We start from the raw sequence: 12,489 nt of genomic DNA, 5'->3' as shown, positions 1-12,489 counted from the left end.
GAGTTGGGATGGAATTTTTTATTTGTAATCTTGTACGAGTCGTTAAATCACCTCGGTTTTATATGTCTTTATTTTTGACCCTTCTTTGCATGAGTTTAGGAAATTTCCTTGCTTTCAATGGTATTTATAAAATTGAAGGTTTATCGATTTTTTTTGCCGCTTCTTCTATTAGAGGATTTTCACCGATTAGCCTAGTAGCTGCACTTATCTGTACACTGCCCTATTCTAGTCAGATAATAGAGGATGCTGAGAGTCATTTTCTAACAGCACAATTGTGTCGAATTTCTAAAAAGAAGTATCTGGCTATTGTGGGTAGTACTGTAATTATTTCTTCTTTTCTAGTCTTTTTTCTCCCCTATTTATTATTATTAGGAATTAATCTTTTAGTGACTCCTTATCAGGAAATTTATATTGGAGACTATAGTGGTGCCTTAAAAGAATTATTTGATTCTAATCAGTTTCTCTATAGTCTTGTAACGACTCTCTGGTATGGAGTTTGGGGCGCTGTGTTCTCTATTTTTGGACTAGCTAGTGCTTTGCTAGTGAAGAAAAAATTAGGAGCTATTTTCATCCCAGTTGCCTATATGATGGTTGGGGGTATTTTTTGGGGTATTTTAGAGCTATCTTACTTAGAACCTGTGACAACATTAGCTTTGGGATATCAGAAAGATATCAGTCTTTCCTTAGTTAGTGGGCATCTTGCTTTTATTTTATTTGTTAGTTGTTTGGTTGTTTATGGTACATTTTTTCTACATTCAGAGGACTACGTATAATGAAACAATTTGTTCAATTTTACAAAAAAGATTTTTTAGCAGTATTGGTTTATTTTATATTACTGCTATCCTGTATTTTATCTAGTACAGTATATTTACTGCGATGTCGCCAATATTCAATCCATCCAAATGTATTAGAATGGCTCTTAGTCTTACTTCAAGATATTACGACTGGAGTATATTGCTTTCCGTTCACATATATATTATTCTTTTTTCATTTGATGAATAACTATTTTAATAGGTTGGAGTGCCGCATTCGTCTGAAATCAATTAAGCACTTTACCAGTTTTAGTTTCAAATTAGCAGCTCTTAGTACGGGGATTTGGACGGCGACTTTATTTTTATTGATTTTTCTAATTGCATTTAGTAATGGTTTTAGCTTCTCTTTGGAGATAAAGGAGGTTGATTTTTTAAGAGAATTTTATGGTATAAGTATTGCAAACAATGCTAGTTTCTTTATAGGATTTTTTTTCTCTTATATAGCATACTATTTCTTTTTATCCTTACTTACTATTAGCAGTTTTTCTTGGTTTAAAAAATCAAGCATGAGCTTAGTATTTCTGTTTACTTTTTTATTTGTAGAATCCTTATTCTGGATTTATCAGTTGAACAATGGGCTAATTGGATTATTGCCAATTTTTCAGTATATGGTAAATTCCAATCCGTATGCATTGATTTATTGGCTTACATTACTATCTATCATAATTCCATTGACTGTATTTTCTGTTCATAGAAACTGGAGGAGAGTGTAAAAGTTGGAAATGGGAAAGTTAAGTAGTCACATGTGGAGGTTGAATCAGATAATCTATACCAAGTACTTTTGGGGTTATGTTCTTTTTTGGATATTGATTTGTTTAGGATTATGGTATTGGTTAGAAGGAAATGATAGACTTGTTATAGAAATTTTAAAAGGGCCTAATCTGAGTCAAAACTCTTTTTTAGTCTTATCTATATGGTTGCTTCATTGGTTTATTATTCATGCATTTTTTCTAGCAGTTGTATATCGTAGAAGAGCATCCGATTTCTTTATGGAAGTGATTCGATTTTCTTCTATTAAGCTCTGGATTAGGTATCAGATTTGGACCTGTTTTCTTTATGGACTCGTTTTAATCATGGTAAAAGTTCTAGTGATTCAATTTATGTTACAGTTACCAAACTGGGATATAGGAGTTTTGTTTATAGTTGATTTTTTGAATGTTTGTGTGCTATCCTTGCTTTGCTTTACGTTATACATACTAGGAGCGAATGAGCAAATGAACTTTTCTTGTGTTAGCTTCTTTTTACTCATGATTGTGTTTGGCAGTTTATTTGTGGGGAATCGAACCAATTATCTATTTTATATTCTGAATAGAGGAAATGGAGATATAGGACGAGATCTATTTCTTCAGTTGCTATTTTTAGTCTTTCTTTTTAAAAGCATTTTCTATTTCACTCGTCAAAAGAGGAGGTTTATAGAATGAATGAAATAATTACATTAAAAAATATTCAGTTNGAATTAAAAAAAACATGTGTTTTTCAAAACCTTAATTTTAGTTGTAAACAGGGGGAAATTATAGGAATTACTGGTGCGAATGGCTCAGGGAAAAGTGTATTGTTTAAATTAATAGCTGGTTTATATAGTCCGTCTTATGGGGAAGTGTTAATCAATGGGGAAAATATTGTTCCTGAGAGAAAAATTCCAGCTAATTTGGGAGCTTTGATTGAAGAACCTGGTTTTATAAATTATTATAGTGGCTTTAAGAATTTACAATATTTGGCAAGCATACGAGGAGTAGTTGGTAATCAGGAAATCAATGATACACTGAAAATAGTTGGTCTATATGAGCAAAAAGACCAGAAAGTTAAAACTTATTCGCTAGGTATGAGGAAAAAGCTAGGGATTGCTCAAGCAATTATGGAGAATCCCTCTATTCTTTTACTAGATGAACCTATGAATGCCTTGGACAAATCAAGTGTAGAAAATATGAGAACATTGTTTAGAAAGCTCTCTAGTGAAAAAGGGACAACAATTTTGATTGCTAGTCATAGTGAAGAGGATATTCGTATCTTATGTGATAAAGTATATGCAATAGAAGATAAAGTATGTACACTGTGTTCAGATTGAACATCTTAGATAGACTCAGGATGTTATAGGTAAAATCTTAAAAAGGGATTGGAGTTTAAAATCCAGTCCCTTTTAAGAGTTAATAACTAGTCAACTTTTTCGCCCTCAACAACTAGGTCATCTGCTTTAGCAGCGTCACCGTAGGTTGGGTGAAGTGTTTTTTCATAGGCCTTGTGGAAGAAGTTTTCCTTACCTAATTTTTCAATATCTTTATTGATGAAGTCTAGCAATTCTTGGTTTCCTTTTTGAACTGCTGCCGCAATGGTATCTGGATTACCGAGGGAAGTAATACCGACTTCAAATCCTTTATTTTCAAGCGCCCAAGCTAGAACTTCCGTATTGTCAGTAGAGAAGGCATCTCCACGTCCGTCAAGAAGGGCTTGGTAAGAGTCACTATATTGGTCGTATTTTTGAAGTTTGATTTCTGGGTGATTTTTCTCAAAATAAGTTTCAGCGGTCGTTCCTTTTGTAACAATCAAGGTTTTACCTTCCAATTGTTTGACGTCCGTAACGAGACCAGTCTTAGGTGATACGACACCCAGAGAGACTTTCATATATGGAAGGGCAAAATCAACTTGTTTCTTACGTTCGTCAGTCACTGTAAAGTTGGCAAGGGTAATATCCACCTTGTTTGAAATCAAGTATTCCGCACGGTTGGCAGCATCGACGGAGACGTATTTAACCTTGACACCAAGATCTTGTGCTAATTGGTTACCAAGTTCGATATCGTAGCCTTGGTAAGAACCGTCATTGTCAACGTAACCAAATGGTTTCTTGTCTCCAAATACGGCGATTCGTAGCTCACCGCTTTTTTTGATTTCATCGATTGTGCGAGCCTTGGCGGTAGTTTTGCCAGACGATGAACCAGCATTTCCACCTGAGCTACAAGCTGTGACAAAGATAAGGGCAAAGGCAAGTGCCAAAACAGTTAAGAGTGGTTTTAGTAGTTTCATAAAAATCTCCTTTATAGATATGAGCCAAATTGGCTAAAGTCAAAGACGTTTAAAAATTCCTGAGCTCGTTTGGTTTGAGGATTGGTAAAGAAGGCTTGAGCCGTTCCTTCTTCAGCAATTTTCCCTTGGTCGAGGAAGATAATCCGATCGGCAATAGCTTGGGCAAACTGCATTTCATGGGTTACTAAAATCATGGTGCGACCTTCTTGAGCTAAATCATTGATAAGTTCTAGAACCTCACGCACCATTTCTGGATCCAGCGAAGCAGTCACTTCGTCAAAAAGGATGATTTCTGGATGCATGAGGAGGGCACGGACAATTGCAACCCGTTGCTTCTGTCCACCAGATAATTGACGCGCAAAGCTATGTTGTTTGTCTAGTAAACCAACACGTTCCAGTAGTTGCAGAGCTTCTTCCGTTACTTCCTTCTTGTCTCTTCCCTGAGCTTTGATAGGACCTAGGATGAGGTTTTGAAGGACATCTAGATGGGGAAAGAGTTCATAGCTTTGAAAGACCATGCCAATCTTTTGGCGAACGAGGTGAAAATCTTTTTGATTGCCAATAATGGACTGGCCATCCAGCAGGATATCTCCACCTTGAATACTTTCTAAGCCATTGAGGCAACGAAGGAGGGTACTTTTCCCACAACCAGATGGCCCCAGAATAACCACAACTTCCCCTTTTTTGATTTGCAGGGAAAGACCTTGGAGGATGGGATTGTCTCCGAAGGATTTTTTGAGTTCCTTGATTTCTAAGATAGTTTCAGACATTTAGTTCCTCCAATGTTTTTCTAAGTGTGTGGATAGTTTGGAAATAGGGAAGCAAACTGCGAAATACAAGACCAGAATGGTTCCATAAATCCAAAAAGAAGCAGTTGGGATAGTCAGGCGATTGCTATCGATGATTTGTTGTCCGACCTTGGTTACCTCAACAACCCCAATCAAGACAACCAAGGAAGTGGTTTTAATCATCCGAGTGACAAGGTTAATGGCTTGTGGAAGCAATCTTCTCAAGATCTGTGGGATGATGATGTGGTAGTAAAGTTGAACATTGGTCAAACCTAGCGCCTGTCCACTTTCAAACTGATGCTTAGGGAGGGAAGTGATAGCTCCACGGACCAAGTCCCCCATCTCAGCTGTTCCCCAGAGGGTAAAAACAATAATAGCTGAAACCTCACCTGAGATATTGATATTAAAGTTTCGAGCTAAGCCAAAGTAAACGATGAAGAGCAACACCAGCTGGGGCATGATACGGATGAATTCCAGATAAAATCGTGTCAAAAATCGTACGATTCTAGAATGGGAGGTCATGATAACTCCCATGACTGTTCCGAATATCATGGATAAGAGGACAGACAGGATAGAAATTCCAATCGTAACGCCCAATCCCTGTAAGATTCTCAGAAGATTATTTCCCTGAAAGAGTACTTGGATTCCCGAATCCTGCATGGCGGAGCCTCCTTTCTATCCAGTTAAAGACCAGTGAGATGGGTAGAAGCATTATCAGATAAGCACCTACCAACATAGCTAGCGCAATGTCTGTCTCATAGTAGAGACCAATCAAGTCCTTGGCGACGTACATGAGGTCGGCCAAAGCCACTGCTGAGAAAACAGAGGTTTCCTTGATGAGGAAAATGACATTGGCACTAAAGGATGGGAGTGCCACCGCTGTTGCTTGCGGAAGAACCACATAGCGAAAGACCTGTAGAGGTGTCAGACCGATAGCTAATCCAATCTCCTGCTGGGTTTGACTGACGGCTTCCAGCCCACTTCGGAAAGATTCTGCCATATAGGAGCCTCCTAAAAAGACCAGTCCCAGAGTGGCACAGACTTCTGAAGATAGGACAATCCCGATTCGAGGAAGACCGAAATAGAGAAAGAAGAGTTGAATCAAAAGGGGAGTATTACGTGACAATTCAATGTAGGCTGTTGCTACTTGCGCCAAAATAGGGATGCGGTAATGTCGGATGATACTAACGATTAAACCGAGCAGAAAGGACCCCAAAATCCCCCAAACTGCAATATGCAAGGTCAGAAGAAATGCCTTTTGATAAAGTGGTAGATATTGTTCAACAATGGACCAATCCAAAAATAGAACCTCCCATCTAGAAATAATATAGTTATTGTAGCACTTAAAATCTTCTTTGGATAATATCTATTTTTTATTGCTGTTATAAGGATTTTTTATCATAGAAATAAAATTTCTGAAATTTTCAAACAAAATATTTGAAAAGTGTTGAAAAAAGAGTTAAGATATTTTTGTAATACACAAAGAAAACGCTTACTTATTAAGGAGGGCATTTTATGTCATACAAAACAAGCAATGCAGAAGGTCATGTAGATTTCATTAATACCTATGATTTGGAGCCCATGGCGCAACAAGTGATTCCAAAAGCAGCCTTTGGCTATATCGCTAGTGGGGCAGAGGATACTTTTACTTTACGTGAGAATATTCGCGCCTTTAACCACAAACTCATCGTTCCACATACTCTTTGTGATGTTGAAAATCCAAGTACAGAGATTGAATTTGCTGGTGAAAAATTGTCTTCACCAATCATCATGGCGCCTGTTGCGGCTCATAAATTGGCAAATGAACAGGGTGAAGTGGCGACTGCGCGTGGTGTACATGAGTTTGGTTCTCTTTATACAACCAGCTCTTACTCTACTGTAGACCTTCCTGAAATTACGGAAGCCCTTCAAGGGACACCTCATTGGTTCCAATTTTACTTTAGTAAGGATGACGGTATCAACCGCCACATCATGGACCGTGTGAAGGCTGAAGGTTATAAAGCGATTGTCTTGACAGCAGATGCGACTGTAGGAGGCAATCGTGAAGTCGATAAGCGTAATGGTTTTGTCTTCCCAGTTGGCATGCCGATTGTTGAGGAATATCTACCAGAAGGTGCTGGTAAATCAATGGACTTTGTTTACAAATCAGCTAAACAACGCTTGTCTCCACGCGACGTAGAATTTATCGCTGAATACTCTGGACTTCCTGTGTATGTCAAGGGACCACAATGCCGTGAGGACGTTGAACGTTCGCTTGCTGCAGGAGCTTCTGGTATCTGGGTAACCAACCACGGTGGTCGCCAAATTGACGGTGGACCAGCTGCCTTTGACTCACTTCAAGAAGTAGCTGAAGCAGTTGATAAACGCGTGCCAATTGTCTTTGACTCAGGTATTCGTCGTGGTCAACACGTCTTTAAAGCCTTGGCTTCAGGAGCAGACTTGGTAGCTATTGGTCGCCCTGTTATCTATGGCTTGGCCCTTGGTGGTAGTGTCGGTGTACGCCAAGTCTTTGAACACTTGAATGCGGAATTGAAGACAGTTATGCAGTTGTCTGGAACTCAGACTATTGAAGATGTCAAACATTTCAAACTTCGTCACAACCCCTACAACCCAACCTTCCCAGTTGATCCTCGTGACTTAAAATTGTATTGATAAAACAGCTTGCCTCCACTGAATGTGGAGGTTTTTGCTTGTGTTTTATAAGTTTAAATAAGGTCAATTTGTATCAAAAAAACCATATAGATATATTTTTTGAACAAATATCTTGCTAGGGCTTTCATTTTTTGCTATACTGGTGCAGTAATTAAATAATAAAGACATTTGGGGTGCTTTAGGCTGAGATGATACCCATTGAACCTGATACAGTTAAGACTGGCGAAGGGAAATGTGAACAGTTTTTTTCGTATGGCGAAATGAACGATCTAATCTTGTAAGTCAACTCTAATTCGTATCTGTAATTAGAGTTTTTTCTTTTACGAAACTGGATAGGCTTGTTTAGGTAGCTCTCTGCAAATGCTCTCGGTGTTCTTTAAAAGGATCAAGTGGAATTACGATTTTGCTTGGTATTTCTTGGTGTTTTATTAATTACTAAGGAGTAAAGAGAGGAAAAGTAAATATGGAAACACAAGACTATGCATTTGAGCCAGGTTTGACTGTTGGAGAATTATTAAAAAACAGTCAGAAGGATTGGCAGGCTGCAATCAATCATCGTTTTGTTAAGGAACTTTTTGCGGGGACAATTGAGAATAAGGTCTTAAAAGAATACCTAATTCAAGATTATCACTTCTTTGATGCTTTCTTATCCATGCTGGGTGCCTGCGTAGCCCACGCAGACCAGCTTGAATCCAAACTTCGTTTTGCCAAGCAACTAGGCTTTCTTGAAGCAGATGAAGACGGTTATTTCCAAAAGGCTTTCAAAGAGTTAAAAGTATCTGAGAATGACTATCTGGAAGTGACCTTGCATCCTGTAACAAAAGCCTTTCAGGAGCTTATGTATTCGGCTGTGTCATCATCAGACTATGCCCATCTTTTGGTCATGCTGCTCATTGCAGAAGGTCTCTATTTAGATTGGGGTTCTAAAGAGTTGGCTCTACCTGAAGCCTATATTCATTCGGAATGGATCAATCTCCACAGAGGTCCTTTCTTTGCAGAGTGGGTTCAATTTTTGGTTGATGAACTCAATCGTGTCGGGAAAGGTCGAGAAGATTTGACAGAACTTCAGCAACGCTGGAGTCAAGCAGTTGCTTTAGAATTAGCCTTTTTTGATATTGGTTATGACGTTTAGAGAAGGTTTAGGATATTTACAAATTTGATGAGATAATTCTCTTCGAAAATCTCTTCAAACCACGTCAGCTTCACCTTAGATTATATATGTGACTGACTTCGTCAGTCTTATCTACAACCTCAAAGCAGTGCTTTGAGCAACCTGCGGCTAGCTTCCTAGTTTGCTCTTTGATTTTCATTGAGCATAAATCATTCAATGTAAATGAAAAAATTTCTTAACGAAAGATAGAGATAAATCGAAATCAGTAGATTGTATAAAGTGAAAAGGAAGGATTTCAATATGACAAGTTTAAAATTATTAAAAGAAAAAGCACCTTTGGTCATTTGTATCACCAATGATGTTGTCAAAAACTTTACAGCTAATGGCTTAGTAGCACTTGGCGTATCTCCTGCTATGAGCGAATACCCAGCAGATTTAGAAGATCTCTTAAAATATGCTGGTGGTTTATTAATAAACATAGGAACATTGACAGATGAAAATTGGAAATTATACCAAGCTGCTCTGAAAATTGCAGAGAAATATAATGTCCCAGCAGTTTTAGATCCTGTAGCCTGTGGAGCAGGATCTTATAGAAAAAAAGTATCCGAAGATTTAATAAATAATTACAAACTCGCAGCGATTAGGGGAAATGCTGGAGAGATTGCTTCTTTAGTGGGAATAAATGTAGCATCTAAAGGAGTAGATAGTGCAGGCGTAGATAATATTGACGAAATTGCTCTAGCAGCAAATGAGAAGTTCAATATCCCTATAATAGTAACAGGTGAAGTGGATGCCATTGCGGTAAATGGAGAAGTGGTAACGATCCATAATGGTAGTGCCATGATGCCAAAAGTTATTGGAACTGGATGTTTATTAGGGGCAGTGGTAGCAAGCTTTATCGGATTAGAAAAAGGTCAAGAATTGAAATCATTAGAAACAGCAATGTTGGTTTACAATATCGCTGGAGAAATGGCAGAAAAACGTCCAAATGGACATCTTCCTGGAACATTTAAAGTTGAATTTATAAATGCCTTATACGAGATTACAGATGAAGATGTAAAGAAATTCAAAAGAGTGAAGTAAAATGTTTCATAAAGAATTACTAAAACTATATTTTATTTGTGGAACGACTACTTGCCAGGGAAAAGATCTATATAGAGTCGTTGAGGAAGCCTTAAAAGGTGGTATAACCTTATTTCAATTCCGTGAAAAAGGTGAGGGGGCCCTGGAAGGTAAAGAAAAAGTCGAATTAGCAATGAAACTACAGGATCTTTGTAAAAAATACAATGTTCCGTTTATTGTTAATGATGATATTGATTTGGCAATGGAAATTGACGTTGATGGTGTACATGTAGGACAAGATGACCTTGGTGTTGATGAAATTAGAAAATTGATGCCAGATAAAATAATTGGTCTTTCTATAAAAAACGAGGAAGAATTTCAACAATCAAAAGTTGAATATGTAGATTATGTTGGTGTTGGTCCTGTATTTGATACCCAGTCAAAGGATGATGCTGGTTGTGCTATAGGTTATGAAGGTCTTAAATTGATGAGAAAACTATTGCCACAAATGCCCTTAGTTGCAATTGGTGGGATACAGACGCAACATATTAAAGACATTATGAAGACCAATGTTGACGGCGTTTCAATCATTTCAGCAATATCGTATGCAAAAAATATAGAAAAAACTGTTCGAGAAATGAGTGAACAATAGGTATCAATTTTTCCTTGGATTCTGAGGGAGTAGGATTTTCTTTTTTCTAAAAAGCTATGTCCAGATTCAGCTCAAATGGCTAATCTATCAAATAAGTCATTTATTTTTTGCAAAAGAAAGATCTGCTGTCTTTGGGAGTGCAAGGCTGTATTTCCAGTTCAATTTCTTGAACTAGAATAAATCGTCTGTTAAAATAATTATATAATTAAATAATAAAGACATTTGGGGTGCTTTAGGCTGAGATGATACCCATTGAACCTGATACAGTTAGTACTGTCGAAGGGAAATGTGAATAGTTTTTTCTTGAGAAAGAAAAAACCATCTAATTTTGTAAGCGAAACTCTAATTCTTGTGTGTAATTAGAGTTTTTTGTTTTTACTAGATAGACTAGATGCAGAGTATGATGGTAGTCTCTCTTAAATGCCCAATTGTCTAAAAGGAGTTTTTATGTTTGAAAAGTGGCGTTTAAAAGATGTTATCTTGCTTGCTTTCTTGTCTATCTTTTTTGGTGGTGTTTTTGTGGGTTCAGGTTATCTGTTTGATATCCTCACTCTGATTTTAGCCCCTCTTGGTTTACAGGCCTTTGCCAATGAAATCCTCTTTGGTCTCTGGTGTATGGCTGCGCCTATTGCTGCCATTTTTGTTCCAAGGGTTGGAAGTGCAACGATTGGAGAAGTGCTAGCTGCTCTTGCTGAAGTCCTTTATGGTAGCCAATTCGGTCTAGGCGCCCTTTTGTCTGGCTTGGTTCAAGGTTTGGGAAGTGAACTTGGTTTTATCGTAACCAAAAATCGCTATGAAAGTTGGCTCTCTCTAACTGCTAATAGTATTGGGATTACGCTTGTTAGTTTTGTCTATGAATACATTAAGTTAGGTTACTACGCCTTTTCACTTCCTTTTGTCCTTTCCTTGCTTGTGGTACGTTTTATTTCCGTCTTTTTCTTCTGTACCATCTTGGTTCGTGCCATTGTCAAACTCTATCATCAGTTTGCAGCTGGAGGAAAGGCATAGATGGGGCTGGAACTACGAGCGATTCAGTCCCTAATTTTTTCGGAACCGATTGATTTTACTTTTCATGCGCAAGCCTTTACCTTGTTAGTTGGAAGCAGTGGTTCAGGAAAATCGAGTCTATTTCAAATGATTGCCCAAGTCAGTTCTCTTCCCTATAGCGGTCAAGTCCTGATAGATGGGAGCGAGGTCAGTCAGCTTTCTATCATCGAACGTGTCCAGACGGTTGGTATCCTCTTTCAAAATCCCAATCATCAATTTACCATGGAGAACTTGTTTGAGGAGCTGATTTTTACCTTGGAAAATATTGGGCATCCCGTTCAGGAAATTGATTCTAAAATAGCAGAGGTTGTCCAGCAATGTCGCTGTGAGAAGATCTTGCACCGTCCCATTCATCACTTATCTGGTGGGGAAAAGCAAAAGGCTGCTTTGGCTGTTCTCTTTACTATGAATCCTAGGGTCTATCTCTTGGATGAACCTTTTGCTTCTATTGACCGCAAGAGCAGAAAAGAGATATTGGAGATTCTAAAAGTGTTGGCCTCTAATGGGAAGACAGTTATTTTGTGCGACCATGATTTAACGGACTATGAAGCCTATATCGACCATATGGTGGAGCTAAGAGACGGACAACTAAGGGAAGTGTTTCAAATCCCTACCTCTGAGATGACACAGATTGCTTCAAAGGAAGTTACTTCTAGCCCAGAACTGTTCCATATGGATAGAACGACTTGTGAGCTGGATAATCGCTCCCTCTTTTCGATTGCGGATTTCACATTCTACAAAGGAATTTCCTGTATTCTGGGTGACAATGGTGTCGGGAAATCAACCCTCTTTCGGTCTATTCTTCAATTTCAAAAGTATAAGGGACGCATTACCTGGAAGGGGACAGTCCTGAAAAAGAAAAAGAGTTTGTATCGTGACCTGACGGGTGTTGTTCAGGAGGCTGAGAAGCAGTTTATTCGAGCCAGTCTGCGAGAGGAACTTCAATTAGATGGATCTGATTCTGAAAGAAATCAGCGGATTTTTCAAGCTTTACGATATTTTGATTTGGAGCAGGCTCTTGATAAGAGTCCCTATCAATTAAGTGGTGGCCAGCAAAAGATTCTTCAGCTCTTGACCATCTTGACTAGCAAGGCTTCTGTGATCTTGCTAGATGAACCTTTTGCCGGTTTGGATGATAGAGCCTGCCATTATTTTTGTCAGTGGATTGTGGATGAAAGAAATCAAGGAAGAAGTTTTCTGATCATTAGCCATCGTTTAGATCCCTTGATCTCTGTGGTTGATTATTGGATTGAGATGACTAGTCAGGGTCTCAGTCATGTGAAAGAAGTGACAATTACCAAACCACTCACATCTCAGAGTAGCAATACCCAAGGGGAGGTGAGATAG

General features: G+C 38.3%; 14 protein-coding genes and 2 riboswitches. Of the genes, 10 read left to right on the top strand and 4 right to left on the bottom strand.

The window, feature by feature from the left end; genetic code table 11:
• The first annotated feature begins 8 nt into the window (after positions 1 to 8).
• From D8787_RS02990 to D8787_RS02975, 4 genes are read left to right on the top strand one after another with little or no spacing between them, the layout of a single operon-like run.
• Positions 9 to 773, top strand: coding sequence for a hypothetical protein (locus D8787_RS02990; RefSeq protein WP_084886871.1), 765 nt, complete (start codon positions 9 to 11; stop codon positions 771 to 773).
• Positions 773 to 1,525, top strand: coding sequence for a hypothetical protein (locus tag D8787_RS02985; protein WP_084886869.1), 753 nt, complete (start codon positions 773 to 775; stop codon positions 1,523 to 1,525). The genes D8787_RS02990 and D8787_RS02985 overlap by 1 nt, the downstream gene beginning before the upstream one ends.
• A 9-nt stretch (positions 1,526 to 1,534) precedes the next feature.
• Positions 1,535 to 2,233, top strand: coding sequence for a hypothetical protein (locus tag D8787_RS02980; RefSeq protein WP_185776732.1), 699 nt, complete (start codon positions 1,535 to 1,537; stop codon positions 2,231 to 2,233).
• The gene (locus D8787_RS02975; protein ID WP_125420673.1) at positions 2,230 to 2,877 is read left to right on the top strand and encodes an ATP-binding cassette domain-containing protein; all 648 of its coding nucleotides are present in this window, start codon (positions 2,230 to 2,232) and stop codon (positions 2,875 to 2,877) included. The genes D8787_RS02980 and D8787_RS02975 overlap by 4 nt, the downstream gene beginning before the upstream one ends.
• A gap of 86 nt (positions 2,878 to 2,963) precedes the next feature.
• On the opposite strand, the gene D8787_RS02970 is transcribed toward D8787_RS02975, so the two are convergent.
• From D8787_RS02970 to D8787_RS02955, 4 genes are read right to left on the bottom strand one after another with little or no spacing between them, the layout of a single operon-like run.
• On the bottom strand, positions 2,964 to 3,830 hold the full coding sequence (locus tag D8787_RS02970; protein WP_125420671.1) for a cysteine ABC transporter substrate-binding protein: 867 nt from the start codon (positions 3,828 to 3,830) through the stop codon (positions 2,964 to 2,966).
• An 11-nt stretch (positions 3,831 to 3,841) separates the two neighbouring features.
• Complete coding sequence (locus tag D8787_RS02965) at positions 3,842 to 4,600, bottom strand: amino acid ABC transporter ATP-binding protein (protein ID WP_020900139.1); 759 nt, start codon at positions 4,598 to 4,600, stop codon at positions 3,842 to 3,844.
• On the bottom strand, positions 4,601 to 5,278 hold the full coding sequence (locus D8787_RS02960) for an amino acid ABC transporter permease (RefSeq protein WP_125420669.1): 678 nt from the start codon (positions 5,276 to 5,278) through the stop codon (positions 4,601 to 4,603).
• The gene (locus D8787_RS02955; protein ID WP_125420667.1) at positions 5,238 to 5,918 is read right to left on the bottom strand and encodes an amino acid ABC transporter permease; all 681 of its coding nucleotides are present in this window, start codon (positions 5,916 to 5,918) and stop codon (positions 5,238 to 5,240) included. Before D8787_RS02955 ends, D8787_RS02960 begins: the two co-directional genes overlap by 41 nt.
• Before the next feature lie 215 nt (positions 5,919 to 6,133).
• On the opposite strand from D8787_RS02955, the gene lctO reads away from it, so the two are divergent.
• The 6 genes from lctO (at position 6,134) to D8787_RS02925 (ending at position 12,489) form a co-directional block, all read left to right on the top strand.
• The gene (gene lctO / locus D8787_RS02950; protein WP_000120714.1) at positions 6,134 to 7,270 is read left to right on the top strand and encodes an L-lactate oxidase; all 1,137 of its coding nucleotides are present in this window, start codon (positions 6,134 to 6,136) and stop codon (positions 7,268 to 7,270) included.
• Positions 7,271 to 7,429: 159 nt separating this feature from the next.
• Positions 7,430 to 7,518: riboswitch (TPP riboswitch) on the top strand.
• A 215-nt stretch (positions 7,519 to 7,733) separates the two neighbouring features.
• Positions 7,734 to 8,402, top strand: a complete 669-nt coding sequence (locus tag D8787_RS02945; RefSeq protein WP_125420665.1) for a TenA family protein — start codon at positions 7,734 to 7,736, stop codon at positions 8,400 to 8,402.
• Positions 8,403 to 8,681: 279 nt separating this feature from the next.
• Positions 8,682 to 9,464 carry a hydroxyethylthiazole kinase gene (gene thiM, locus D8787_RS02940; protein WP_180958210.1) on the top strand — a complete coding sequence of 261 codons (783 nt, stop codon included), beginning with the start codon at positions 8,682 to 8,684 and terminating at the stop codon, positions 9,462 to 9,464.
• A 1-nt stretch (position 9,465) separates the two neighbouring features.
• A complete protein-coding gene (gene thiE, locus D8787_RS02935; RefSeq protein ID WP_125420663.1) occupies positions 9,466 to 10,095 on the top strand; it encodes a thiamine phosphate synthase in 630 nt (209 codons plus the stop codon).
• 213 nt (positions 10,096 to 10,308) lie between these two features.
• A riboswitch (TPP riboswitch) is annotated at positions 10,309 to 10,397 on the top strand.
• Positions 10,398 to 10,542: 145 nt separating this feature from the next.
• Entirely contained in the window at positions 10,543 to 11,103 is a 561-nt protein-coding gene (locus D8787_RS02930) for an ECF transporter S component (protein ID WP_102210678.1), read from the top strand.
• On the top strand, positions 11,104 to 12,489 hold the full coding sequence (locus D8787_RS02925) for an ATP-binding cassette domain-containing protein (RefSeq protein ID WP_125420661.1): 1,386 nt from the start codon (positions 11,104 to 11,106) through the stop codon (positions 12,487 to 12,489).

It is taken from the genome of Streptococcus mitis, assembly GCF_003944325.1.
Lineage (GTDB): Bacteria > Bacillota > Bacilli > Lactobacillales > Streptococcaceae > Streptococcus > Streptococcus mitis_CW.
This window is presented reverse-complemented; position numbering and strand designations above follow the sequence as displayed.